Genomic DNA, 25,642 nt, shown 5'->3' with positions numbered 1-25,642 from the left:
TCACCAAGATGATAACAACTGATGGGATAATTATCCAAATATTCCTTTTAAAAAAAGACCGAATTCCGTAGTCATTCGAGCTCCTTTTATTACTAAATCCCAATCTCTGCTAATGATATTCCCTGTCTTCTTAACTGTCCAGCGACGCCTCTTAATTCGTAAAGCGACTTTTTGCCCACGGATTGGAAAGTCTTGGATGCTTACCTCTGGAAAGAAACCTTTGGATTCAAGGTCTTCTTTCTGATAACCCGAGGGTACAGTATTCTTTTCTTCAAGATAAATCTGAAGCTCTTTGTGCTCCTTTTCAACTTTGGTCAATTCGAAATATTCCAGAATACCTTCTGGTAAGAAAAAACTAATGAGACTTTGTTCGGATGGATTCAAGGGAAATTAGTATTGGTTGAGAATGCAAAGAAAAGAAATTATTCGATGCCCCCAACTATTTGACTTGACCCGAAAAATGCCTTTTCCAAACTGTTCCAAAATTCTTGGAACAATTACGGAATAGTGTTCCAACAAAAAAGCCTTCATACGTTGCGTATGAAGGCTTTTTGTGATTAATTGCTCCCTCTCCTGGGCTCGAACCAGGGACCCCATGATTAACAGTCATGTGCTCTAACCGGCTGAGCTAAGAAGGATTGTTGTTAATCGTGATGCAAAAGTAGTCCGTTTTTGAATATCATGCAAGTGTTTTCTATGAAAAAAAATACAAGATTTTAAATAAAATTGATTATTCCTTGATTTTCAGATTATTACAAAAAACATTTTTTTTCATTTTAATCGATTTAAAAACCACTTTTTACTTCATCGGAACGTGAACTACCATCTTTGTCTCGAAAAATTCTTCTTCAAAATAATCAGACAATTCAAATACTCTCGTCTTTTTCCCTAATTCTTTCAACTCCTCTTTCATATCGCCTCCTTTCAAATAAAGAATGCCATTATTCAATTTATTATAATTATTGATGTTTATCTTCCCTTTTACCCATCCGTAAAATGGTAGAAGGCGTGTAACGGCACGACTTACAATAAAGTCATATTCTCCATCTATTTCTTCTGCTCTGATTTGTTCTGCACGAACGTTTTCTAATCCTAACGCTTTTGCTACTTCATTGACTACTTTTATCTTCTTGCCAATACTATCTACCAAATGAAATTGGCAATGAGGAAACATGATGGCTAAAGGAATGCCTGGGAAACCTCCACCTGTACCTACATCTAGTATTTCACTGAAATCTTTAAAGGTTATTACTTTGGCTATAGCCAAGGAATGTAAGATATGTTTTTCATAAAGATTGTCCATATCTGTTCTCGAAATCAAATTGATTTGAGCATTCCAATGCGTGTATAATTCTCCCAACTGAGCAAACTGTTGTTTTTGCTTTTCTGTAAGCTGTGGAAAATACTTTTCTATTAATGTATGGTTGTTTGTCATGTTCATAATTTATTGTGTGATTGAGCGAATTGATTTTTACCCGCTGATTTTCAGAGATTTGTACGCAGATTTTTGGAGACAAATAGCTTCAGTGAAAATCTGCGATATTAATCTGTCATATCTGCGGGTAAAAAAATAATTTAATCGAAAAACTCATCATTCAAAACTCAAAACTCCCTCATTTCCATCTCATTTTTTTCTTTCTAGGAATCAAATTATTGGTTCCCATAATCAAAAAATAACTGGTAAATATAAAATCCCAAAAGGGTAATGTTACTGTATTGAGTGTCTTATCTAAACGATTGTTGGCCTTGGCAAATACAATCCACTGTGCTAATAATCTTATTCCAAAAACACCTAATACTCCATATAAAAGTACTGAGTGAAATGTAAATGGAATTAATACACCTAATAAAACCCAAGAAAATATCTGGGTAGAAGCTAGGCTTCCTAACACTAATTTGTTTTCAAAACGATAATATTTACTAACTGAAAGATGTCTTGTTTTTTGTCGATACCAAGTTTCCCACGTTGTTTTGGGTACGGAATACATAAATGTATCAGCGTTTAAACAAATAGCGGTGTTTTCAGCAGTCGCTACGTCGTTCATAAATAAATCATCATCGCCACCTACTATGTTTGTATGTTTTGCAAAGCCTTTGTTTTCAAGAAACAGTGATTTGCGGTACATCAAATTTCGTCCAACACCCATATAAGGTTGCCCTTTTAAAGCCAATGAAAAATATTGTACAGCCGTAATAAAGGTTTCGTAACGAATCAGCTTATTCAAGAAAGATTTTTCGGAATAATAAGGCGAAAAACCTAGCACAATCTGTTTTTCTGGCAATAAACATTCCGCCATTCCTTTAATCCAAAATTCATTCTGTGGGCGACAATCAGCATCTGTTAGCAATAATACATCATATTTTGCCGATTTGATGCCTAATGTCAACGCATATTTCTTGGCTGAAAGATGGTCAGGCGTTTTTTCTATTTGAATAAACCTTACGTGCTGAAACGCTCCACATTCGTGCATTAAATATTCGTGCGTACCGTCCCAAGAACGATCATCCATGATGATTACTTCAAAAGTAGGATAAGCCTGATTATCCAATAGCGGAATTAATGCTTTCAAATTTTCTAATTCATTCCATGCGCAAACAATTACTGATACGCCTTCGGAAGTATTTGCTTCATGAATTGGTGTTTCGTGCGTATTGACTTTGGCAAAAACGAACAAAATAAAAAATAGTTGAAGGCCAACAGAAAATATGTATATGCTAAATAGAAAGGGTATCAAGGTATTAAATATCAGTTGGTTAATCTTTTGGGAGTGCAAAGATAAGTAAAAGCCTAAAGGCTATGAGTAAAAGAAGAAAGATTTGTTGAGAAAACTCGTAATTTTGTAATCTTTTCGGTAAAATAAATTCAGAAAGGATCATTAAACGCAAAATCAATCAGTTTTGAGTCTTTTAAAAAATCCTTTTTGTTCAGCAAATGACTTTCGATATACTTAACAATGACCCTAATTCTAAAGCCCGTGCAGGCGTTCTTCAAACTGATCACGGACAAATAGAAACACCTATATTTATGCCTGTGGGTACAGCAGGCTCGGTAAAAGCTGTTCATCAGCGTGAATTAAAAGAGGATATCAATGCCCAAATCATTTTGGGTAATACCTATCACCTTTACCTCCGCCCTGGCTTGGATATTATTGAAAAAGCAGGTGGTCTGCATAAATTCAATGGATGGGACAGACCGATTTTGACAGATTCAGGAGGCTATCAGGTATATTCTTTGGCAGATACTGGTCGTAAAATCAAAGAGGAGGGCGTTACCTTCAAATCTCATATTGATGGCTCTAAACATTTTTTTAGTCCAGAAGGGGTGATGGATATTCAAAGAACGATTGGCGCAGATATTATCATGGCTTTCGACGAATGTACGCCATACCCTTGCGAATATGGTTATGCACGCGAGTCGATGGAAATGACGCACCGTTGGCTAAAACGCTGTTGCGACCATTTCGACCGTACCGAACCTAAATATGGTTATAGCCAAACGCTTTTCCCCATTGTTCAAGGCAGTGTTTACAAGGATTTAAGAGTAAAATCGGCGGAGGTAATCGCTAGTTTTGAGCGTGAAGGAAACGCCATTGGCGGACTTTCAGTTGGAGAACCTGCCGAAATGATGTACGAAATGACGGAATTGGTAACGGATATTTTGCCAAAAGACAAGCCTCGTTATTTGATGGGAGTGGGTACACCAGCCAATATTTTAGAGAGCATAGCTTTGGGTATAGATATGTTCGACTGTGTAATGCCTACTCGTAATGCCCGAAATGGTATGTTGTTTACTACCGAAGGGACTATCAATATGAAGAATGAGAAATGGAAGGATGATTTCTCGCCGATTGACACGGGGTTAGACTGTTATGCCAGTAATTTTTATACAAAGGCTTATGTTCGCCATTTGTTGAAAGCAGACGAAATGCTAGGGGCGATGATAGCGAGTGTGCATAACCTAAGTTTTTACTTATGGTTGGTAAAACAAGCCAGAGAACACATTATCGCAGGTACTTTCAAGCCTTGGAAAGACAGTATGGTTGTGAAATTAATGCAACGTTTATAATAACATTATGATAAAAATATTAAACATCGTTGGTGCAAGACCAAACTTTATGAAAGTAGCACCTTTGCACCGTGCTTTTGAACAACGTCCAGAGATTGAATCGAAAATTGTTCACACTGGTCAGCATTTTGATGCCAAGATGAGTGACGTTTTCTTCGAGCAACTTCAAATGCCAAAGCCTCATTATTTCTTGGGTGTTGGTGGTGGTTCGCATACGGAAGTAACAGCCAAAACGATGCTTGAATTCGAGAAGGTTTTATTAGTAGAAAAACCTGATTTAGTGTTGGTCGTAGGCGATGTAAACGCTACGTTGGCTTGTACGTTGGTCGCAATCAAATCTCATATTCCTGTGGCACACGTAGAAGCAGGTTTAAGAAGTGGCGACCGTTCGATGCCTGAAGAACTGAACAGAATCTTAACTGATAGTGTATCAGAATATTTATTTATTACTGAACAGTCGGGTGTGGATAATTTAAAGCACGAAGGTGTACCCGACGAAAAAGTATTTTTTGTAGGCAACGTGATGATTGATTCGTTGGTGCATTATTTAGAAAAAGCGAAGCAAACTAGCGTTTTGGATGATTTGAATCTGCAAAAAGATAGTTATGCAGTAGTGACTATGCACCGCCCTGCGAATGTAGATACACCAGAGGGTTTAGAAGCGATTTTGAATGTAATCGAAGATACTGCTCGTTATAAAAAAGTAGTGTTGCCTATTCACCCTCGTACGGCTAATAATTTCAAGAAATTTGGTTTATCTGAAAGACTTGAAGCTATCGAAGGCTTAGTTTTAACTGAACCACAGGGATATTTAGAGTTTTTGCAGTTGATGCAAAATGCCACTATTATTATTACAGATTCGGGAGGGATTCAAGAAGAAACTACTTTCTTACAAATCCCATGTTTGACTTTTAGGGATTCTACTGAAAGACCTATCACGGTTGAAATTGGTACGAACCAACTTTTAGCTGATTTAAATCCTGTAACAGTCCATGAAAAGTTCTTAGAAGTTTTAGCAGGAAAAACGAAAAAAGGACAAATCCCTCCACTTTGGGACGGACATACTTCAGAAAGAATTGCTGATATCTTAATTGAGAAATTAGCGTAAAAATAAGTACTTTAGTGAATCTTTTCTACGGATTCACTAAAGCACCTTTCATTATCCATTTATTCTAGTGATAAAAGCCCTTCTACTCTCTCGCTCAACATAGGAATTCATGCAATTTTACGCAGAAAAGGAAAAACCCATCTACCGTATAATAAAAATATTCAGTAATATATTGCTTAAAATTAAAAAGAAACTATATTTACCATCATATCTTAAACTTAACTTCCGATGAAAACAAAAACTACCACTAGTTTATTGCTTTTGTATTTGTTTCTAATAAGCAGCAATATCTTTGCTAAAGATATTACCATAGCTGACTCTTCAAAAACAAAAAACAATCATAAACTAGGTCTTTCTTTGAATCTTGGCACAACGCCAGGAATTGATTTAGCCTACGCATTAAGTCCTAAAGTTACTGCCCGTCTGGGTTTCAGTTATTTCAAATACAATGTCAATACCACTACTAATGCCTCTGACGAGGATGTGAAATTAGCAGGGGATGCAGACCTAGCAATGGCAGGTTTATCTTTTGAATACCACCCCTTCAAGAAAAGTAGTTTTAAGCTATTTGGTGGTGCATCGTATATCGACAAAGGAAAAGTATCGGTAGTAGTTACTCCCACAGGTACTTATACTTTTGGAAGCACGAGCTTTACGCCCGACGAAATTGGAAATGTTAAGTTGTCGGTAGATTATGGTAAAAGCATTGCTCCATTTGCTGGCTTAGGTTTTGGACGTACCATCCCAAAAAGTAGAATAGGCTTTGGCTTTGAGTTGGGTACTTATTACACAAAAACACCAGAGGTGATAATAACTGGTGAGAAACGACTCAGTAGCATGAGTGAACAACAAGCTATAGTACAAGAAAACATGAAAGATTGGCACTATTGGCCAGTTATTAATCTAAGACTAGCCATAAGATTAGACTAATTGAAAATTATTTAAACTTTATTCTAAGAAAATGAACATAAAATTTACTTCCTTCTTTCGCCCAATGATATATGTATTGTTTGGACTTACCTTAATTGTAGCTTGCCAGAAAATAAACCCTTTAGATGGTGTTGAGTTAGTAGTGAATGCCGATATTTATACCTCTCCAGTATTAATTAGATTTGTCAATGCCAAAAGTACAGCAACGAATCAACCTACAAACTTCTCTATTAAAGTCAGCGGTAAAGATGCTGGTTTAGTTGTTATGAGTGAAGGGGGCAAAGATTACAAAGCTGCAAATGGGCTAGTAACACTAGCATTGGACACCAAAACAATACCTACTCCTGCAAATCCTCTTTCATTTACAGTTTCTGCCGAAATTCCGGGTTTTACACCAGTAACACAACAAATAACCGTTACTGGAACCGATGCTAATGAATTTCAAGTTCAGGCAGTTGAATATGCAAACCCTGCAGAGGGAACCTCTGCAACAATCCAACAATCTCCTCTGACTGGAAACACAACTCCTGAAATTAGTCTTGTAACACCTAAAACATCAACCATGACTGAGGCATCAAAGGTTGCTATTGCAGCAGGAACACAGTTGTTAGATGCGTCAGGGAGTGTTTTAACAGGCACACAGCTTGAGTCTAGGGTTGCACATTATGGCACAGGCACAGAAAGTTCAATTTTGTCTTTCCCAGGAGGCTTCTCTGCTCCTAATGTTATTGGTACTGACGGAAAAGCTATTGATGGTGGAGTTGTTTTCCAAACGGCTGGCTTTATGGCAATCGATATGTTTGTTGGTGGGAAAGAAGTTAAAAGCTTCTCAAAGCCAGTTGGTGTGAGTATGGATTTAAATAATAGCTTAGTTAACCCAACAACTGGAAATGCAGTAAAGTCTGGTGAAACTATTCCTGTTTGGAGTTTAAATGAAGAAACTGGACAATGGCAATATGAAAGTTTAGCCACTGTTACAACAGGAACAGATGGTAAATTGAAAGCTGATTTCAATGTAACACACTTATCAGCTTGGAATGTGGACTGGTGGGTGAGTACTTGTTATAAACCCTTTACAGTGACGGTTAGAATGCCTAATCCAAGTGCAAGGAAAGTATATTGGGTTGAAATATTAGACGCTCGTGGGCAATATCTTAGTGGTTTATATTCTAATACTACTTGGAGTGCAGGGGTAGAATTATATGACGGTTTCACAACTACAATACCGAAAGTTCCAAATACTAGCGTCAAAATAGTAGTATTTAATGGACGCGGATACGATAAAGTAGCTGAAACGGGATTCTTTAATCCATGTAATACAAGCTCTATTACTGTTAATGTTGCCCCAGTTATAGTACCAGAAAAAATCAATGTAAATTTTGTAATGGATGCTAAATGTAGTAACAAAAGCCTTACTATTAAATATACAGGGTATGTATCTATTTATAAGCAGAGTGAAAATATTAGTAAGGCTATTAACATTTACGCTACTTCTGGAACAGCTACCGCTGTATTAGAAAACAATGTTCCTTATGTGGTGGTAGTTCCTTACGATGGTAAAAACTATTCTACAACGTTTACTCCGAGTAAAGGTACTACTACTTTCCCTCCAGAAAAGAGTATTACAGCTACTGCAAGCTATACTTCATCTACTAATACATTGAAGATTAGTGGAAAAATCACTATTGATAATTGTAAGTAGAGATTTAAATTAACTTGAAATAGCGTATAAATAATACTAGCAGTTAGTATTATTTATACGCTATTTCTCTATTAAGGGAGGATAAATCTTTAAGATTCATTGAACACAACATTAACCAATATAAATCATAAGATTATTAATGTCAAATCGTCTTTAAACCTTGGTTTTATTCATTTAATCAATCTTAACAACTAATCAATCCTCTGCTGCCTTCGTCTCTCTCAAATACAACTGTACTGTATTCTCTAAACCCAAATAAAGGGCATCGCAAACTAGTGCGTGACCGATGGATACTTCTAAAAGATTAGGAATGTTTTGTTGAAAATACCTAAGGTTATCCAAACTCAAATCGTGTCCTGCGTTCAAGCCTAAACCTAATTCGTTGGCTCTGGTAGCGGCAGTTACAAAATCACGAATGGCTAATTCTTTGTTTTTAAAGTAATGTTCTGCATAAGGTTCGGTATAAAGTTCGATGCGGTCTGTACCTGTTTCTTTTGCACCTTCTACCATTCTTACATCGGCATCTACAAAGATGGATGTTCGGATACCTGCTTCTTTGAACTGAGCAACTAAATCAATTAACTGACTTTTGTATTTTATGGTATCCCAACCTGCATTAGATGTCACTGCCCCTAAGGCATCGGGCACTAAGGTTACTTGCGTTGGCTTGTTAGCTAACACCAATTCTACAAACTTTTTCTCTGATGGGTTTCCTTCAATATTAAATTCCGTTGTGACCACTTCCTTTAAATCAAATACATCACGATAACGGATATGGCGTTCGTCTGGTCGGGGGTGTACTGTAATGCCTTCTGCACCGAAACGCTCGCAGTCTAAAGCTACTTTTACTACATTGGGGTTATCGCCTCCTCTTGAATTTCTTAAAGTAGCAATCTTATTGATATTAACACTTAATTTAGTCATACTGAAAAATGATAAAAGCTCCATATTTATGTATTTTACACCCATGATGGATAAAATACTGATACGCTAAGCCAAATAACTGATAACTGTTTTATTACCTTTGTAAAAGAACATTTATCCAAATAATAATGTTCTGTGAATGGGCCAAAGATACGTATTTTGAAAAAGAAACATTTTCAAAATTACATATTTTCAAAATCTCAAATAAAATCATGTCATTAAAAACCAATATTGAAAGCGGCATTAAAGATGCCATGCGTGCAAAAGACCAAGACCGTCTTCGCACTTTACGTGCTTTAAAAGCATTAATTCTGTTAGAAGAAACTTCTGGAAACAATGCCAGTGGAGACTTGCCAGCAGATGTTGAATTAAAATTATTGACAAAAGCTGCTAAACAAAGAAGAGATTCTTTAGATATATTTACAACACAAGGTCGTGCGGATTTGGCTGAAAAGGAACAAATCGAGCTTGCAATTATCGAGGAATTCTTACCAAAGCAATTAACAGAAGACGAACTTCGTGCTAAATTAGAAGAAATCAAAGTACGTGTAGGTGCTTCTGCTCCGTCTGACATGGGTAAAATCATGGGTGTTGCTACGAAAGAATTAGCTGGACTAGCAGACGGTAAAGTAATTTCTGCGATGGTGAAAGCTATTTTGAGTTAGTTTTTTGTTTTAAGGAAATCTTATCATAACAAAACGACCAGTTTTGCATAACCTTATCCGTAGGCACAGCACCTCTAACCGAGTATCTGTTGGGCTGTTAAATCAATTTTCTATTACTAGCAAGGGACTTAAGTCCCTCGCTAGTAATAGAAAATTGAGGATGAGGTAATTAATATAGGAAGATTCCTGTGTTACTCAATCTCGTATCTATGCAACCAATCGATATTTTCATACTTCTTCCAACCCTCTGGGGAGCTTATATTGGTTATCAACGAGGCATTATCATTGAAATCATTTCTATTATCGCTTTTGTAGTTTCTGTCATTATTGGTTTTCGTACATTAGGCTTTGCTAGCGACCTGGCTTCGCCTTATATAAGCAATAGCGTAACGAACAAAATCATGCCTTATATTGGTTTTGGAGCTGTTTTCTTCCCTATTGTCTACCTTATTAATAAACTAGGATGGACCTTACGAAAATCTATCCGTTATACCGTTTTAGGAAATTTTGATTCTTTTGCGGGTGCTGTTGTCGGAGCCTTCACTTGGGCTTTTGGTATCAGTATCTTCATCTGGTTAATTACCGCCATTGGCATTAAAATTCCCGCAAGTGATGCTGAAAAAGTTTATCTTTACCCACTGGTACAGCCACTCGCTCCGAAAGTAGTGGAAAAAGCCATCGATATAGTACCCAAACAAATTGATAAATTAAGCAAGTAAATTTGAGCCTGATTTAAGGATGAACACAATACTTATTCTGAATGCCCAAGTAGTTAACGAAGGCAAAATTCAATCGGTAGACGTTTTTGTAAAAGACGGATTCATTGAAAAAATTGACAACAATCTAGCTGGCTTAACTGCCGATACTGTCATTGATGCTAAAGGAAAATACCTTTTCCCTGGCGTAATTGACGACCAAGTGCATTTCCGTGAGCCTGGATTGACCCACAAAGCCTGTATTCATTCAGAGGCTCGTGCTGGGGTAGCGGGTGGTGTTACTTCCTTTATGGAAATGCCTAATACTGTTCCCAATGCTTTGAACCAAGATTTATTAGCTGACAAATACGATATTGCTGCTCGTACATCGTTGGCCAATTACTCTTTTTATATGGGTGCTTCTAATGATAATATTGAAGAGGTTTTGAAAACCAATATCCAGAATGTTTGTGGCGTTAAGGTATTCATGGGTTCTTCAACGGGCAATATGTTGGTAGATAATGAGAAAACTCTTGAAAATATTTTCTCTAAAAGTCCGATGCTGATTGCTACACACTGCGAAGACGAAGCAACGGTTCGCGCCAATACTGAGATTTATAAACAACGCTTTGGTGATAATCCACATCCGAGAGTACACCCTGAAATCAGGAATGTGGAGGCTTGTTATAAATCGTCATCAATGGCGGTTGAATTAGCCAAACGTCATAATGCTCGCCTGCATATTCTGCATATTACTACTGGCGAGGAAACAGCATTGTTTACGAATGAGATTCCTTTAAAAGAGAAAAAAATTACGGCGGAGGTTTGTGTGCATCACCTTTGGTTTGATGCGCGCGACTATGAAACCTTGGGGAATCAGATAAAATGTAATCCTGCCGTAAAAGCCGATGGACACAAACAGCAATTGTTAAAAGCGTTGTTAGACGATAGAATAGACGTAATTGCTACCGACCATGCTCCGCACACTTGGGCTGAAAAACAAAATCCTTATTGGTCTTCGCCATCGGGTTTGCCTTTGGTACAGCATCCTTTGAATTTGATGTTAGAGTTTTATAAAGAAGGTAAAATCTCTTTAGAGAAAATTGCAGAGAAGATGTCGCACGCTGTGGCAGATTGTTTTCAGATTGCTAAAAGAGGCTATATCCGCGAAGGCTATTGGGCTGATTTAGTCTTGGTAGATTTGAATGAAAGCACTACAGTTACCAAAGAAAATGTTTTCTACCAATGTGGATGGTCGCCATTAGAAGGACAGACTTTACATTCAAAAATCACGCATACAATCGTTTCAGGGCATTTAGCATTCCAAGACGGTACATTTGACGAAAGTGTTACAGGCAAAAGAATGTTGTTTGAAAGATAAGATTTGCTTTAGGCAATAGGCTGTAAGCTTTAGGCATTTTGTTTAGAGCTTACTGCCAAGATTGTACTATTAAAGAGTTTATTCCTTATTATATTATTAGTATGGCGTCAGCATATTTCAAAATTCCGCTGTTTGAGCGAAGCGAGTTTCGGAATTTCTTGACTTTCTTTTGTTACTTTTCTTGTGTCAAGACAAGAAAAGTAAGGTCTTACGAAAGGGAATATTATTTTTGAAGAAACAAACTTGGTATAGCAAAATTTACTTAATGATACTCATGGCATGACTACCAAGTTATTTTCAGAAGAAATAATATTATGTTAGTCATGCCATGAGTGTATATTAATATTTGCCTAAAGCCTACTTTTTGCCTTCTCCATATAATATCTACGAGTTCTTCCAATAATTATTCCACCTATTACACCCGGTGCAATCCAAACTACTAAACCTGGAATATAGGGAGGATTATTTACTACTAAAAATGCCGTTACGGTAGCGATATAAGCACCGCCCATTCTGGAAATATGGTTTTGAAACCAATATCTTGCTTGTACAGCTCCTGTATTATTGACAACCTTCTTCCCTAAAAATACCCTTAAATCTTCCGTTGCCATCAATAAAGAAAATACACCAAAAATAGTAAACAAAATAGCATAAAAAGCAACCCCTTTTTGATAGGCTAACACCCCAAAAGCCATCATAGCAAAAGCACTTACGATGGTTAAGATAGCACCAAACCAATCAACGAATTCAGGTTGTAGATTTTTCTTCATGCGTATTAGTCTCGCTCCCGTGAAAGTATTATAAAAACTAAAAACGGCAATACCAGTCAAGAAAATTAGGCGAAATTCCATTTTAAAGCGCATCAAAGCCGTTAATGCTACTAAGAACATCGCCCAGTAAAATACATTGCCCCAAAACACATGAGCTTTTCCTCCTTTTTTGGCAAACATGGGTACTAATCCAGTTGTTAAAGCTGTAAAGCCTGCAACGATATGAACATATAATGCCATTTTTAAAACTATTTCCATTTCAGTATTCGATTTGTGTTAAATGCTTGTTTTTTGATTGAGTCAAAATTAGCACTTACATACAAACCGATAAAATTCTTGGGAAAACGAACAAGATAATGGGATATTTGGCAATAATAGGGAAGTTTTAAGCCTGTTTGGGACATTTGACAAAGCTTTTCCTTCAATTTACTATTAGCTGGTGACTTAAGTCACCAGCTAATAGTAAATTGAAATAGCATTTCATTTTTAATAAATTTGCTTCGGAGCGAGAAGTCTTAAGCTTTTACCTCATCAATCAATGTTTTCAAAGCCTCCGCAGGATTATCGGTTTTCATAAAAGTTTCACCAATTAAAAAGCCTTTGTAACCCACGGTTTTTAATAATTTAATCGTCTCAGCTTGTGAAATACAGCTTTCTGAAATCTTGATACATTCAGCAGGAATTTTTTCGGCTAATTCCAATGATGCATTTACATTTTGCTCAGCAAAATTTTTGAGGTTACGGTTATTGACACCTATTACATCAATGTATTGATTTAAACTACGATTTAATTCTTCTTCGTCATGAATTTCCAAGAGAGTTTCCATCCCCAATTCTTTCGTCAGTTTTCCTAAATCTTGTATACGTTGAGGTGTCAAATTTGCCGCAATCAAAAGGATTACATCTGCACCCAAAGATTTTGCTTCAATGATTTGGTATTCATCTATCATAAAATCTTTACGAATCATCGGAATCGTCGGATTAGTACGACGAGCTTTCAGAAAATCTTCGCTTGAACCTCCGAAGAATTCAAAATCTGTCAATACCGATAAGCAAGCTGCACCAACTTTTACATAGCCAGCCGTTACTTCCTCCACCGTTACATTTCCATTGATGATACCTTTTGAAGGCGACTTTCTTTTAAATTCAGCAATGATTCCTGAAGATGCAGGATTAAGCAAACTTGTTTTTAAGGAATTATTCGTTTTAGCAAAAAAGCCACTTTTTTCTAACTCCTGAACAGAAACTTGTTCCTTACGTTGGGCTACTTCTTGTGCTTTATGGGCGATAATTTTATCTAAAATAGTCATTTGTATCTAAATATTTTACTGAATAAATTGCTTGAAACCCGCCAAGGCTTTACCACTTTCTAATGATTCTTTGGCCTTCAAAATGGCATCTGGTAAGCTCAAAGTATTATCTGCACAATATAAAGCCGTAGCGGCATTGGCGATTACAGCTTCTGTTTGGGCTTTAGTGCCTTTGTTTTCAAGAATATTGATTAATATTTTAGCCGATTCTTCTACCGTACTTCCTCCATGCAAATCTTCTTGTTTGCATCTTGTAAAACCCAACTGCTCAGGTGAAAAAGTCTCTTCTCCTTTTACCGTAATCAATTTAAAATCTGATGTCAACGACACTTCATCGTAGCCATCTAAGGCATAAATTACACCATAATTTTTATAAGATTTTTGGAGTAATTCCCCATACAATTTCAAGACATCTAAATTATAAACTCCTGTAATTTGCTTTTGTACCAAGGCAGGATTCAAGATTGGTCCAAGCATATTAAAGAACGTTTTCATGCCTAATTCTTTGCGAATAGGACCGACAAAACGCATGGCAGGATGAAACAATGGCGCATGTAAAAAGCAGATTCCAGAAGTCTCTATTTTCTGACGAAGGAAATCAGCATCATTACTAAATTTTACCCCAAGGTATTCTAATACAGTTGATGAACCCACAGACGACGACACGCCATGATTACCATGCTTTGCCACGTTCTGACCAGCTCCTGCTACTACAAAAGATGCCGTAGTTGATATATTAAAAGTGTCTTTGCCATCACCGCCTGTTCCGCAAACATCCATTGGGTCATAAGCGGAAAGGTCTATTGTGAGGGCTAATTCCAACATCGCATCACGAAATCCCGCTAATTCTGCTGAAGTAATGGGGTTCATCATATAGGTAGTCAGAAAAGCTGCAATATGGCTATTATTGGCTTCCCCTCTGGCTATAATTCCCAAAGCTGCTTGGGCTTCTTCTTGGGTTAAAGCATTACCTTCTGTTCTTTTTTGTAAGTAAATTTTCATACTAATTCGCTGTTAGCAATGGGCAATCAGCTATGGTTTATTTTTTGTATTAGATTTTAACCCAGTTCTCTACCATTTTCACGCCATATTCTGTAAGGTAGGCCTCTGGGTGAAACTGAACACCTCTTACATCATAAAGCGAGTGTGCTTCCGCCATTACATAGCCTTGTTCATCGAGTGCTGTTACTTTTAGTTCGGCAGGCATGGTCTCTTTTACGACTGTCCATGAGTGATAGCGACAAACGTTTACTTCATTGGGCACTCCTTGGAAAAGAATCTCTGATGGCTCTGTAATGATACATTTCGTAGTTACGCCATGCAATACATCGCCCATGTTGTGCAATTTAGCACCAAAGGCTTCTCCAATGGCTTGATGCCCAAGGCAAACCCCAAAAATAGATTTTGTTGGGGCATATTCACGAATGACATCTAATAAAATACCTGCTTCTTCGGGAATACCAGGGCCAGGTGAAAGCAATATTTTATCGTATTTACCTACCTCTTCTAATGAAATCTTATCGTTGCGGAATACATCCACTTGATTGCCTAAATCTTTTAAGATATAGACTAAGTTATATACGAAGGAATCGTAATTATCAAGGACTAATATTTTCATGATTGTATTTTTTAGCTATCAGCTTTGAGCTATGAGCCTTGAGCTGCATTCTTATTTTAATTAAACGGAAAGAATAAATCTTTTCAGCTGATTGCTCAAAGCTCATCGCTGACTGCTACTATCTAAATTCCCTCCGCCATATCCAAGGCTTTTCTTAATGCGCCTAATTTTAATTTGATTTCTTGCATTTCATTTTCAATCACCGATTTGGCTACTACACCCATTCCTGCCTGATAATAAAGTGTATTGTTTTTACTCATGAAAGTACGAATAGCGATGGCATGATTAAAATTTCCGACAAAATCCATGTAGCCAATTGCTCCCCCATAAATATGACGATTCACGTTTTCTAAGCGGTTAATGATACTCATCGCATTATGCTTTGGCGAACCAGAAAGCGTTCCCGCAGGGAAAGTATCCGCTACTAATTGCAGTGGATTTGTTCCATCCGTCATTTTGCCTGTTACCTTAGAAACCAAGTGGATAACGTGTGAGTAAAACTGTACCTCTTTAAACGTTTCTACCTTTACCACGTCCGAACTTCTTGACAAATCGTTTCTTGCTAAATCTACCAACATTACATGTTCAGCAGATTCTTTAGGGTCGGCTAATAATTCACGTGCCAATTCTGCATCTTTTTCATCATCACCTGTTCTTCTGAAAGTACCTGCAATGGGATGAATTTCTGCCATTCCATTTTTTATGCCAATTTGTTTTTCGGGCGATGCACCAAAAATTCTATACTTTTCGTAATCGAAATAGAACATATAGGGCGATGGGTTGATAGAACGCAAAGCACGATATACCTGAAAATCGTCTCCCTCAAAAGTACGGCTAAAACGACGAGAAGGCACTATCTGGAAAACATCTCCACGCAAACAATGTTTGATACATTCTTGGATAATTACCCGCATTTCATCATCCGTATAATTAGTAATTTCCTCTCCCGTTAATTTGAATGACTTTGTAGCATAATGAGGCATCCCTAAAAGCATTTCCAGAGATTCAAGTCCTTTTACACCATCTGTATTTTTCTTTTTTTCTCCTTCATATTCATGTTCGTAAAGGAACATCTCATCTTTAAAATGATTGATGGCTATTACATAACGATAAACATAGTAAATGATAGAAGGCATTTCCGTGTTTTCGTTTTTTTCCTGTATCTCAATATCTTCAAAATACTCTACGGCATCATAAGCAATATGCCCAAACATACCATTGGCCATCGGGGCATAATCAGGTTGACGTTCCCATTGAAAACGATTGGCAAAGTCCATCAAGGCTTTTACGGCATCTTTGCGGTGATTCAATTTGAAAGTTTCCGTCGTACCGTCTGGAAAAGTTTGGGTAACTACATCATTATCAACAATAATACTTGCTACAGGGTCGCAAGCAATATGGCTATAACCATGTTCTTTTCCATGATAGTCGGCACTTTCTAAAATAACCGAATTCTTGAACTTATTACGCAATTTCAGAAAGATTCCAACGGGCGTAATGGTATCGGCTAAACGTTTCTTTTGGGTTGTTTTTACTGAAAAAGTCATGCTTAATTAGTGATTGTTTGAAAGAGCAAAACAAAAAAGGCTTACTGGTTGAACAGTAAGCCTTTCGTGAAGAAAAATATCTTTATCGAAAATACATTATGATTCTGTTCAACGGACGCTTGCCAGTTGCCACCACCATGAAGTATTTTTGAATGTTGTTGTCATTTTTATGCATTTGATTTCACAAACTTAGTATTTAAAAATTAGATTCAAAAAATATTGTGAAAAAAATTGTGGATAACATATTTTTTCAGGTCTAATAAAGCGTTTATAATTTTTCATCTACTTGAAATCCAAAAAACATTTGTATATTCATTTCTGAAAATAAGTGAATAATATAGAAAATGAAAAGACTTAAAACTTGGGGTGAAAGAACTTTTTTTGAATATGACGACTCTAATGATTCTAAAACTGTAATTTATTATGGTGCTGACTTAAAATGGAAAGTCGAACTTCCTAAGAAAGACTATGAAAAACTAATTAAAGAGTTTGCAGGGAAAACAGTTCCAATAGGGACGAGTCTTGACAAACCACCTACGGGAAGTATGGGAGAATGGATAATCAAGAACTTAAGAACAAGCCAGATTGCCTATATTCTTGGAGCTATTTTGGTGGAAGATGGCTATGCTACTAAAAAAGGTTCAGAAATAATTTTTAAATAGAAAAGTATTATTCTTAAAACAAATAAATAATAAAGGCTTTAAGCAAATAAATGCCTAAAGCCTTCATTAAATATTCGTTTGATTACTCCAAAACCCCCACATAATTGAATGGCGTAATTCTTCTTAATTCATATTTTACTTTATCACTGATTTCCAAGCTATCGATAAATTCAGAAATTGTTTTTTCTGTAATTTTATCATTCTTACGTGTCAATGCTTTTAAGGCTTCGTAAGGCTGTGGATAGCTTTCTCTTCTTAAAATCGTTTGAATTGCCTCAGCCACAACCGCCCAATTGTCTTCCAAATCAGCGTTGATGGCTTCTTGGTTCAATTCTAATTTATTCAAACCACGCAATAAAGCCGTTAAAGCAATTAATTGATGACCAATAGGCACGCCTAAATTTCTTAATACTGTAGAGTCTGTTAAATCTCTTTGTAAACGAGAAACTGGTAGCTTTGCCGCTAAAAATTCATACAATGCATTAGCGATTCCCACATTTCCTTCTGAGTTTTCAAAATCAATCGGGTTTACTTTATGTGGCATTGCTGACGAGCCTACTTCGCCTGCTTTGATTTTTTGTTTGAAATAGCCCATCGAAACATACGTCCAAATATCACGGTCTAAGTCTAAAACGATGCTGTTCAATCGTTTTAAATTATCCATTAATGCCGCTAGGTTATCATAATGCTCTATTTGCGTCGTGTATTTGCTACGTACCAAACCCAATGAACTTACAAATGAATTACCAAATGCGATCCAATTGTTTTCTGGGTAAGCTACGTTGTGTGCATTGAAATTACCTGTTGCTCCACCGAATTTTGCAGAATATGGAATGGTTTTCAATAAATCCATCTGGCGTTCCATTCTTTCTACAAACACCATAAACTCTTTCCCCAAGCGTGTAGGCGAAGCAGGTTGTCCGTGTGTGTGTGCTAACAATGGTACATTTTTCCACTCTTCGGCCAAGGCCTCAATCTTAGCAATTACCTCTTCTAATTTTGGCACCAATACTTCGTTCATGGCTTCTAACAAAGACAACGGAATGGCAGTATTGTTAACATCCTGAGAGGTAAGTCCAAAGTGAATAAATTCTAGGTATTCGTTGATACCGAATTTATCTAGTTTATGTTTGATAAAATATTCAACCGCCTTGACATCATGGTTCGTTACTTTCTCGGTTTCCTTAATCCAAAGGGCATCTTCTTCAGAAAAATTAAGATAAATGTCGCGCAAGGCAGAAAATAAATCTTTATTGATTGATTCTAATTGAGGCAAAGGTATTTCACAAAGTGCAATAAAGTATTCAATTTCAATACGAACACGATATTTGATCAATCCAAATTCAGAGAAAAAAGGGGCAAGGCTTTCTACTTGCTTGCGGTAACGCCCATCGATGGGAGAGATTGCGGTTAATTGATTGAGTTGCATTTTTAATGAGTGATTGAGTGATTGAGCCATTGAGTGACGATTCCAACTCAAAATTCAATCCCCTCAAAATGTTTAAGGAAAGAACAAAGGTACAAAAGAATTATTGAGCTACGATTTAGGAAATCATTTTCGTATTCATTTTCATAAATTTAATACGAATTATCGCTAAAAAACACCAAACTTGCATATTGATTGATACTTTTATTGCTTTAGTTGAGCACAAATTATATTTTTTAAAACGAATTCGGCTTTGTCATGCTTCTGAATCCCAAATTGTTAGCCACTTTATTGGCTATCGTTATTGCAGCATTTATTACGGCTTTTCTTTCTTTTCTACCAGAATCGAATGGTAATGTTCTGTTTGTCAGTTTTGTTGCTTCGTTAATTGTAGCAGGAATTCTTATCTACTTCGTATTAGATTATTTGGTTTTTCAAGAAATCAACAAGATGTATGATTCCATCAATCGTTTAAAAATCAAAGATTTTGGTGTCACTCGAAAGAAGTTATATAAAAACAATAACCCGTTGAAGAAACTGAATGACGAGCTGTTTGTATATGTATCCAAAAAAGAACAGGAAGTAACCGAGCTTAAGCGTCTGGAAAAGTATCGTCGTGAATTTCTAGCGAATGTTTCACATGAATTAAAAACGCCGATTTTTGCTGCACAGGGCTTTGTACATACGTTGTTGGATGGTGCGATGGACGATGAAAATGTTCGTGAACGCTTTTTGATAAAAGCTGCCAAGAGTTTAGACGGATTGGATATTTTGGTAAAAGATTTACTGACGCTCTCACAAATGGAAACAGGTGATATCAAAATGCACCGAGAGCGGGTAGACATCAAACAGATTACCAAAGAAGTATTTGAACAACTGGAAGGGAAGGCAAAAGCTAAAAATGCTACCTTACAAATTAAGTCGCCACAGACGCAGGTTTGGGTAAAAGCCGATTCGCAACGTATTGGGCAAGTAATAACAAATTTGGTAGAAAATGGCATTAAATACGGCAATGAAAACGGGACAGTTATTGTAAATTTTGAAGAAGATAAAAAAGACTGGAAAATATCCATTAAAGACAATGGACCGGGGATTGCCCCAGAACATTTAAATAGAATTTTTGAGCGATTTTATAGAGTAGATAAAGCCCGCAGTCGTTCGGATGGTTCATCTGGCTTAGGCTTAGCCATTGTAAAACATATTTTAAATGCCCATAGAACCAAAATTTCAGTAGCTTCAAAGCCTGAGAAGGGCACAACCTTTTCGTTTAAATTAGAGAAATCGGAGGTTGTGGGTTAGGATATATAATTTATTAATCTTCAAACAAAAAACCTTACCCTCAATTTTCAACAAAAAACATCTAAAAACTTGCCTTAAAAATATAATAAGTATAAATTTGAAACAATAATGTAGCTACATAGTTCACCGACACCAAAATGCCTATTTTGCCTGTCTTTACTAATCCACTTAAAATATTATAGTAAAAAAATTATTTCCAAATCTGATAGACCCTCTTTTTGATTTATAACTAAATCAAAAAATCAATGTTGCATTGCTATTTCTAATTTGATTGGCAAACGCTTAATATTGGCTCTAATTTGATGGCAAAATAGTTATTTTAATTAAGTATTATAAATATTCTAATTATCTATTATAAACTAAAAAACACCCTATTTTATGTTACGTAATACTCTCGTATTTACCTGTCTATTATTTTTTATATTCAATGTAAAATGGGGAGGAGATGTTAATGCACAAAGCTGTGTGCTTACACCAAATAACTCTTCCTCTAACCCCACCCTTTCAGGCAATTTTAACTGGCTTAGTCCAAGCTTTGGTATCAAGTGGGCAGATAATAATATTAATATTAATCCTATTACATCCCCTTTCTTTCAATCCAACAATGCAAATCTTAATTATATTGTTTTTGGACAGAATTACTCTTATAATGATGGTTGGGAATTGCTACAAAAAAATGTAAGCCTTGGAGATGCAAATGGAGCCTCTATTTCTCATCCATATATGATTTTCTATAATCGTTTTACAGGATTATTACGAGCATTTTTATCCGTCAATACTCGTGGAAATGCCTACCAACGTGCTAATGTTGAACTCTATTTTTCTAATAATGGTGTTTCAACAGGTGCATTATCAACTGTTGGTTATCCTGTAGCTTTAGATAAAGTTAGTAATAAATCTTTACACTCTATTGTAAATGCTAAAAATACGCCAGGGGATTGGTTTGTTGCAGAGTTTCCAATCAGTTATGATCCCTGTACTTGTATGAATTATTCGGAACTTATTTTTAAAATATCATCAACTCAGGAAAGTAAGCTTACTGGAACAATTGTATCAAATGGAACTCTAGTAGCTCAAGATATTGCCCCACCGCAAGATAAAAGTGTGACACTGGGTAATATTAGTGTAAGCGATGTTACTAAATTGGCTAAAAATGCTATGGAAACTTACAATAGTTTGGATAAGTTTAAAACTAGTATGCTAGAAACCCATGACTCTAAATGGGAAAAAATAGCAGTCGATATTATAGCAAGACCAAACCCTAAAACAGGTAGCCTTCAAGGAGTAATAAGTACACTAAAAGCTACAGACCCATCAAAATCTAAACTAGAAACTTTGGTGTCTGATGCCAAAGTTCTAGGATTTTTAAAAACGGGACTTAATGCTCTTCCATACGTGGGACTTGCACTCAGTGCCATTGACTTTTTTACTGGTGGTGGGCAAGCAGCAGGACCACAAGAAGTAAAAATAACACCTATGGCCATTAAAATGAATTCTGAACTAACTGGAACAATTGTTAAAACGGATCCTTGGTCTGATATTATTATAGCCAATCCTGGTTCAAATCAAACTTCACTAAATAGTCAACCATCACCAATTATTGCTGCAAGAAAACCGATTTATAACAATACCATGGGGGTTGTCAACTTATTACATACACCTATAGTAGCTTATCGAAAAAAAAGCCGAACAGGTCACTTTCTTGTAAGACAAAATACATACGATACTCGGGGTGGAAAAGTTACGACAGATCCATATGTAGATTATAGAAGAACGATTGTTGACTATGATTTTAAAATTACTAATTGGCTTTCAATGAGTAATATTATGGTAAACCCTGCTCATAAAATGGTTATTCAAGATATCAAAGGTGCTATTGTAATAGAAGGTCAAATTAGTGATACAGATCTTCTAAAAAATGGCTTAGGAACAGGTAATTTACAATTTGACTATTTTGATTCTGCAGAAAAAACATATGGCTTTAGAACCGAGTATGCAGATTTAGGATGCCTTTCTAGGACAGTAGCTAAAACTTCTGATATATGGAGTCAAGGTACAGATGGTACGTTAAGTCCCCTAAGACCTATTGATATAGGAACATCAGATATACCTTCAGGTTCTGCCAAAATGGAAAGAGCAGATGGGCAAATGCCTTTTAGGGGTTGGGAGGTAGATAAAGCAGGAATTGAAGCACAAAAAAATAGAGTTTTTATAAAATTGATTATAAATTTCAAACGTACAGATGACCCAAATGCTCAGAACGTATTATGGGTAGGAAAATTTCCTGTGGAATTAGTAGAACGAAATGCTACAACAGATTCTCCGTATGGATATGATTTAAATAATCCTGAACTTGGTTGGAATACTACTTCAGATGGCTGTTCAAGAGAATTTGGTTCTTCTGTTTTTGGGGAAGATAATCAAGTATTTATTCCTGCAACCGCAGAACAGGTAAATGTTTACTGTTCTTCAACTCAATACATAAACAATTCAAATGCAAGTGGTAGAGTTTCGGCTGAGATTTTTCAAGATTGGGGAACATGTACTTCACCAACACCATCAATTACATCAAATCCGACTAGCATAAGTGCTGGACAAAGTGCTACATTAACAGCAACTGGTTGTAGTGGAACTATTACTTGGAATGATGGAACAACGGGTTCTTCTAAAACAGTTAATAGTGCAGGTACTTATAATGCTACTTGTACCAATTCAGGATGTAGTGCAAGTAGCAATGGGTCTATAACTATATCATCTGCAACCGTGACTTCTTGCAATTATTCAGAAGGTCAATTATTAACAGATTGGTTTGGTGAAATTGTTAGAGCATATAAATGTGGTACAAAATGGTATGCTAAATCAGATGCAGGGTCATTTAAACCAAAATCTTGGTTAGAAGCTACTGGTCGTTTTTCAACATCAGAGACCAATTGTTTTGAACAAGAAGACCCTCGTCCAGCAGGTTGTGCAGCAACATGTACTTCACCAACCCCATCAATTACAGCAAATCTGACTAGCATAAGTGCTGGACAAAGTGCTATATTAACAGCAACTGGTTGTAGTGGAACTATTACTTGGAATGATGGAACAACGGGTTCTTCTAAAACAGTCAATAGTACAGGTACTTATAATGCTACTTGTACAAATTCGGGATGTAGTGCAAGTAGCGCTGGGTCTATAACCATCTCATCTGCAACAGTGACTTCTTGCAATTATTCAGAAGGTCAATTATTAACAGATTGGTTTGGTGAAATTGTTAGAGCATATAAATGTGGTACAAAATGGTATGCTATGGCTGATGGTGGGTTATTTAAACCAAAATCTTGGTTAGAAGCTACTGGTCGTTTTTCAACATCAGAGACCAATTGTTTTGAACAAGAAGACCCTCGTCCAGCAGGGTGTGCAGCAACATGTACTTCACCAACCCCATCAATTACAGCAAATCTGACTAGCATAAGTGCTGGGCAAAGTTCTACATTAACAGCAACTGGTTGCAGTGGAACTATTACTTGGAATGATGGATCAACAGGTTCTTCTAAAACAGTCAATAGTACAGGTACTTATACTGCTACTTGTTCCAATTCGGGATGTAGTGCAAGTAGCGCTGGGTCTATAACTATATCGTCTGCAACAGCTACTTCTTGCAATTATACAGAAGGTCAATTATTAACAGATTGGTTTGGTGAAATTGTTAGAGCATATAAATGTGGCACGAAATGGTACGCCAAATCTGATGCAGGGTCATTTAAACCAAAATCTTGGTTAGAGGGCACTGGTCGTTTTTCAACATCAGAAACCAATTGTTTTGAACAAGAAGACCCTCGTCTTGCAGGTTGTGCAACAGGAAATAGCATTTCTATTAATAATCCTAGTAGTAGAAAAGCTATTATTTCAGAAACACTTGACGCTTACCAAAATAAGGAAGCTAGTGATAGACTTATTGTGTCTCCTAATCCAACAGATGGAAAAGTAAAAGCTGAATTTAGTATAGCCGAAGCACAAGCTATTCGTTTATCTGTAATTGATATCCAAGGAAAAATTATTAGTATTCACGACAAAGATGCTGATATAGGATACAATGTATTGGAATTAGATTTGCAGCATCTAGCCTCTGGTACTTATTTAATTCAACTACATTTAGGAAACAAACAATTGGTAACTAAGATTATTAAATTATAATAGTTGATGCATCATCAATTTTGACCAAATTTATTTTAACAAAAAAAATCCACTTATGACTAAGTGGATTTTTTTTGTTAAATGTAAGCAAGTATTTTACAACGCTCCCGCACCCTCTTTCAATTTCTCAGCGTTTTCTGCAATTCTTAATTGTTCGATAAAATCACCAATTTCACCATCCATTACTACTGGTAAGTTATACACCGTATAGCCAATACGGTGGTCGGTTACTCTACCTTGTGGATAATTATAAGTACGGATTTTATCAGAACGGTCACCAGAACCAATCATTGAGCGACGGTCGCCTGCAATAGACTCTTGTTGTTTCGCTGATTCAATATCGTAAAGTCTTGAACGTAAAACGGTCATAGCCTTTTCAAAGTTTTTAATCTGCGAACGCTCATCCTGACACTGTACTACTAAACCCGACGGGAGGTGAGTAACCCTCACGGCAGAATAAGTCGTGTTTACAGACTGTCCACCTGCTCCAGACGAACAGAACGTATCTTTACGAATATCGTTCATATTAATCTGTACATCTACTTCATCTACCTCTGGTAAAACAGCCACAGTCGCCGCCGAAGTGTGGATACGTCCTTGAGATTCTGTAGCAGGTACACGTTGCACACGGTGAACACCCGATTCAAATTTCATTTTACCGTACACATCTTCGCCTTGAATATTAGCAATGATTTCTTTATACCCACCAGATGACGCTTGTGTATAATCCATCAATTGAAACTGCCATCCTTGGGTTGCACAGAAACGTTGGTACATTCTGAAAAGGTCTCCTGCAAAAATCCCCGCTTCGTCACCACCCGTTCCAGCACGAATCTCCATGATGATGTTTTTAGAATCGTTCGGGTCTCTAGGAATCAACATTTCCTTAATAATTTTCTCGTATTCTTCTTTCTGAGGCAACAATTCTTCTAATTCCATTTTAGCTAAAGCACGAAATTCTTCATCTTTTTCAGTAGCTATTACGTCTTTTGCCCCTTCAATATTCGAGAGGATATTTTTGTACTCATTATATTTTAAAACTATCTTTTCAAGGTCTTTATACTCCTTACTGATGGTTTTATATTTCTTCATATCCGATACTACTTCGGGTTGCGTCATTTGCTGAGCAACCTCTTCAAATCTTTCACGGATGGCCTCTAATTGTTCTAACATATTTTTTCTTATTTCGGAAAGTTCAACAGCTTGATATTAGCAATTATAACCGAAGAATACGGCTACCTAAAAATCAGGGTGCAAAGATACAAAATTCTTTATATTCAATAGGGGTAAATGTTTATCTGATTGTCTTTTGCTTAGATACCCAAGTAAATAGGGCTACACTTATATTAAACCTTTTACG

At 36.5% G+C, this 25,642-nt stretch carries 21 protein-coding genes and 1 tRNA gene; 10 read left to right on the top strand and 12 right to left on the bottom strand.

Going from position 1 to position 25,642, the window contains the following annotated elements; genetic code table 11:
• Positions 1–30 precede the first annotated feature (30 nt).
• The 4 genes from VB264_RS19845 to VB264_RS19830 form a co-directional block, all read right to left on the bottom strand.
• Positions 31–384, bottom strand: a complete 354-nt coding sequence (locus VB264_RS19845) for an ISAon1 family transposase N-terminal region protein (protein WP_323252224.1) — start codon at positions 382–384, stop codon at positions 31–33.
• 180 nt (positions 385–564) lie between these two features.
• Positions 565–638: transfer RNA gene (locus tag VB264_RS19840), tRNA-Asn, on the bottom strand.
• 161 nt (positions 639–799) lie between these two features.
• Positions 800–1,441, bottom strand: coding sequence for a 16S rRNA (guanine(527)-N(7))-methyltransferase RsmG (gene rsmG / locus VB264_RS19835; RefSeq protein WP_323252222.1), 642 nt, complete (start codon positions 1,439–1,441; stop codon positions 800–802).
• A 172-nt stretch (positions 1,442–1,613) separates the two neighbouring features.
• Complete coding sequence (locus tag VB264_RS19830) at positions 1,614–2,675, bottom strand: glycosyltransferase (protein ID WP_323252219.1); 1,062 nt, start codon at positions 2,673–2,675, stop codon at positions 1,614–1,616.
• A 257-nt stretch (positions 2,676–2,932) separates the two neighbouring features.
• On the opposite strand from VB264_RS19830, the gene tgt reads away from it, so the two are divergent.
• From tgt to VB264_RS19810, 4 genes are all read left to right on the top strand, one after another.
• Positions 2,933–4,066: a tRNA guanosine(34) transglycosylase Tgt gene (tgt, locus tag VB264_RS19825; RefSeq protein ID WP_323252217.1), complete on the top strand. Its 1,134-nt coding sequence runs from the start codon at positions 2,933–2,935 to the stop codon at positions 4,064–4,066.
• Positions 4,067–4,073: 7 nt separating this feature from the next.
• On the top strand, positions 4,074–5,174 hold the full coding sequence (gene wecB / locus VB264_RS19820; protein WP_323252215.1) for a non-hydrolyzing UDP-N-acetylglucosamine 2-epimerase: 1,101 nt from the start codon (positions 4,074–4,076) through the stop codon (positions 5,172–5,174).
• A 228-nt stretch (positions 5,175–5,402) separates the two neighbouring features.
• A complete protein-coding gene (locus VB264_RS19815) occupies positions 5,403–6,104 on the top strand; it encodes a hypothetical protein (RefSeq protein ID WP_323252213.1) in 702 nt (233 codons plus the stop codon).
• A 31-nt stretch (positions 6,105–6,135) separates the two neighbouring features.
• Positions 6,136–7,806 (top strand): hypothetical protein, encoded by a 1,671-nt coding sequence (locus VB264_RS19810; RefSeq protein WP_323252210.1) that lies wholly within the window; start codon positions 6,136–6,138, stop codon positions 7,804–7,806.
• 195 nt (positions 7,807–8,001) lie between these two features.
• Here the strand turns inward: VB264_RS19810 and VB264_RS19805 are convergent, their stop codons facing one another.
• Positions 8,002–8,730 carry a pyridoxine 5'-phosphate synthase gene (locus VB264_RS19805; protein WP_323252208.1) on the bottom strand — a complete coding sequence of 243 codons (729 nt, stop codon included), beginning with the start codon at positions 8,728–8,730 and terminating at the stop codon, positions 8,002–8,004.
• A 212-nt stretch (positions 8,731–8,942) separates the two neighbouring features.
• Between VB264_RS19805 and VB264_RS19800 the strand changes: the two genes are divergently transcribed.
• The 3 genes from VB264_RS19800 to VB264_RS19790 all read left to right on the top strand — a co-directional run bounded on the left by VB264_RS19800 (position 8,943) and on the right by VB264_RS19790 (position 11,471).
• Entirely contained in the window at positions 8,943–9,395 is a 453-nt protein-coding gene (locus VB264_RS19800; protein ID WP_323252206.1) for a GatB/YqeY domain-containing protein, read from the top strand.
• A 209-nt stretch (positions 9,396–9,604) separates the two neighbouring features.
• Positions 9,605–10,114 carry a CvpA family protein gene (locus VB264_RS19795; protein WP_323252204.1) on the top strand — a complete coding sequence of 170 codons (510 nt, stop codon included), beginning with the start codon at positions 9,605–9,607 and terminating at the stop codon, positions 10,112–10,114.
• Between the two features lie 19 nt (positions 10,115–10,133).
• Positions 10,134–11,471, top strand: a complete 1,338-nt coding sequence (locus tag VB264_RS19790) for a dihydroorotase (protein WP_323252202.1) — start codon at positions 10,134–10,136, stop codon at positions 11,469–11,471.
• 350 nt (positions 11,472–11,821) lie between these two features.
• Here the strand turns inward: VB264_RS19790 and VB264_RS19785 are convergent, their stop codons facing one another.
• The 5 genes from VB264_RS19785 to VB264_RS19765 form a co-directional block, all read right to left on the bottom strand.
• Positions 11,822–12,499: a DUF2306 domain-containing protein gene (locus tag VB264_RS19785; RefSeq protein ID WP_323252200.1), complete on the bottom strand. Its 678-nt coding sequence runs from the start codon at positions 12,497–12,499 to the stop codon at positions 11,822–11,824.
• A 257-nt stretch (positions 12,500–12,756) separates the two neighbouring features.
• Complete coding sequence (gene trpC / locus VB264_RS19780) at positions 12,757–13,551, bottom strand: indole-3-glycerol phosphate synthase TrpC (protein ID WP_323252198.1); 795 nt, start codon at positions 13,549–13,551, stop codon at positions 12,757–12,759.
• Positions 13,552–13,566: 15 nt separating this feature from the next.
• Entirely contained in the window at positions 13,567–14,553 is a 987-nt protein-coding gene (trpD, locus tag VB264_RS19775; protein ID WP_323252196.1) for an anthranilate phosphoribosyltransferase, read from the bottom strand.
• Between the two features lie 49 nt (positions 14,554–14,602).
• Positions 14,603–15,169: an anthranilate synthase component II gene (locus VB264_RS19770; RefSeq protein WP_309921626.1), complete on the bottom strand. Its 567-nt coding sequence runs from the start codon at positions 15,167–15,169 to the stop codon at positions 14,603–14,605.
• A gap of 122 nt (positions 15,170–15,291) precedes the next feature.
• Positions 15,292–16,716 carry an anthranilate synthase component I family protein gene (locus tag VB264_RS19765; protein ID WP_323252194.1) on the bottom strand — a complete coding sequence of 475 codons (1,425 nt, stop codon included), beginning with the start codon at positions 16,714–16,716 and terminating at the stop codon, positions 15,292–15,294.
• A gap of 344 nt (positions 16,717–17,060) precedes the next feature.
• Here VB264_RS19765 and VB264_RS19760 point away from each other — a divergent pair, with 344 nt between their 5' ends.
• The gene (locus tag VB264_RS19760; protein ID WP_323252192.1) at positions 17,061–17,378 is read left to right on the top strand and encodes a hypothetical protein; all 318 of its coding nucleotides are present in this window, start codon (positions 17,061–17,063) and stop codon (positions 17,376–17,378) included.
• Positions 17,379–17,460: 82 nt separating this feature from the next.
• Here VB264_RS19760 and purB read toward each other — a convergent pair whose 3' ends face one another.
• On the bottom strand, positions 17,461–18,807 hold the full coding sequence (purB, locus tag VB264_RS19755) for an adenylosuccinate lyase (protein WP_323252190.1): 1,347 nt from the start codon (positions 18,805–18,807) through the stop codon (positions 17,461–17,463).
• A gap of 255 nt (positions 18,808–19,062) precedes the next feature.
• Between purB and VB264_RS19750 the strand changes: the two genes are divergently transcribed.
• On the top strand, positions 19,063–20,103 hold the full coding sequence (locus VB264_RS19750) for a sensor histidine kinase (protein ID WP_323252188.1): 1,041 nt from the start codon (positions 19,063–19,065) through the stop codon (positions 20,101–20,103).
• Positions 20,104–20,481: 378 nt separating this feature from the next.
• Positions 20,482–24,282, top strand: a complete 3,801-nt coding sequence (locus VB264_RS19745; RefSeq protein WP_323252186.1) for a T9SS type A sorting domain-containing protein — start codon at positions 20,482–20,484, stop codon at positions 24,280–24,282.
• A gap of 96 nt (positions 24,283–24,378) precedes the next feature.
• Here VB264_RS19745 and prfA read toward each other — a convergent pair whose 3' ends face one another.
• Positions 24,379–25,455 (bottom strand): peptide chain release factor 1, encoded by a 1,077-nt coding sequence (gene prfA, locus VB264_RS19740; protein WP_323252184.1) that lies wholly within the window; start codon positions 25,453–25,455, stop codon positions 24,379–24,381.
• Between the last annotated feature and the right edge of the window lie 187 nt (positions 25,456–25,642).

Source organism: Arcicella aquatica (genome assembly GCF_034928825.1).
Classification (GTDB): Bacteria; Bacteroidota; Bacteroidia; order Cytophagales; family Spirosomataceae; genus Arcicella; species Arcicella aquatica.
The sequence above is the reverse complement of the archived record's forward strand: the minus strand, read 5'-3'. Positions and strand labels throughout refer to the sequence as shown.

Excerpts from the sequence above, each read along its gene's own strand:
- VB264_RS19815 (WP_323252213.1), top strand. The coding sequence starts at position 5,403 with ATGAAAACAAAAACTACCACTAGTTTATTGCTTTTGTATTTGTTTCTA.
- VB264_RS19785 (WP_323252200.1), bottom strand. The coding sequence starts at position 12,499 with ATGGAAATAGTTTTAAAAATGGCATTATATGTTCATATCGTTGCAGGC.
- wecB (WP_323252215.1), top strand. The coding sequence starts at position 4,074 with ATGATAAAAATATTAAACATCGTTGGTGCAAGACCAAACTTTATGAAA.
- trpD (WP_323252196.1), bottom strand. The coding sequence starts at position 14,553 with ATGAAAATTTACTTACAAAAAAGAACAGAAGGTAATGCTTTAACCCAA.
- prfA (WP_323252184.1), bottom strand. The coding sequence starts at position 25,455 with ATGTTAGAACAATTAGAGGCCATCCGTGAAAGATTTGAAGAGGTTGCT.
- purB (WP_323252190.1), bottom strand. The coding sequence starts at position 18,807 with ATGCAACTCAATCAATTAACCGCAATCTCTCCCATCGATGGGCGTTAC.
- VB264_RS19750 (WP_323252188.1), top strand. The coding sequence starts at position 19,063 with ATGCTTCTGAATCCCAAATTGTTAGCCACTTTATTGGCTATCGTTATT.
- tgt (WP_323252217.1), top strand. The coding sequence starts at position 2,933 with ATGACTTTCGATATACTTAACAATGACCCTAATTCTAAAGCCCGTGCA.
- rsmG (WP_323252222.1), bottom strand. The coding sequence starts at position 1,441 with ATGAACATGACAAACAACCATACATTAATAGAAAAGTATTTTCCACAG.
- VB264_RS19745 (WP_323252186.1), top strand. The coding sequence starts at position 20,482 with ATGTTACGTAATACTCTCGTATTTACCTGTCTATTATTTTTTATATTC.
- VB264_RS19810 (WP_323252210.1), top strand. The coding sequence starts at position 6,136 with ATGAACATAAAATTTACTTCCTTCTTTCGCCCAATGATATATGTATTG.
- trpC (WP_323252198.1), bottom strand. The coding sequence starts at position 13,551 with ATGACTATTTTAGATAAAATTATCGCCCATAAAGCACAAGAAGTAGCC.
- VB264_RS19795 (WP_323252204.1), top strand. The coding sequence starts at position 9,605 with ATGCAACCAATCGATATTTTCATACTTCTTCCAACCCTCTGGGGAGCT.
- VB264_RS19760 (WP_323252192.1), top strand. The coding sequence starts at position 17,061 with ATGAAAAGACTTAAAACTTGGGGTGAAAGAACTTTTTTTGAATATGAC.
- VB264_RS19805 (WP_323252208.1), bottom strand. The coding sequence starts at position 8,730 with ATGACTAAATTAAGTGTTAATATCAATAAGATTGCTACTTTAAGAAAT.
- VB264_RS19790 (WP_323252202.1), top strand. The coding sequence starts at position 10,134 with ATGAACACAATACTTATTCTGAATGCCCAAGTAGTTAACGAAGGCAAA.
- VB264_RS19800 (WP_323252206.1), top strand. The coding sequence starts at position 8,943 with ATGTCATTAAAAACCAATATTGAAAGCGGCATTAAAGATGCCATGCGT.
- VB264_RS19765 (WP_323252194.1), bottom strand. The coding sequence starts at position 16,716 with ATGACTTTTTCAGTAAAAACAACCCAAAAGAAACGTTTAGCCGATACC.
- VB264_RS19770 (WP_309921626.1), bottom strand. The coding sequence starts at position 15,169 with ATGAAAATATTAGTCCTTGATAATTACGATTCCTTCGTATATAACTTA.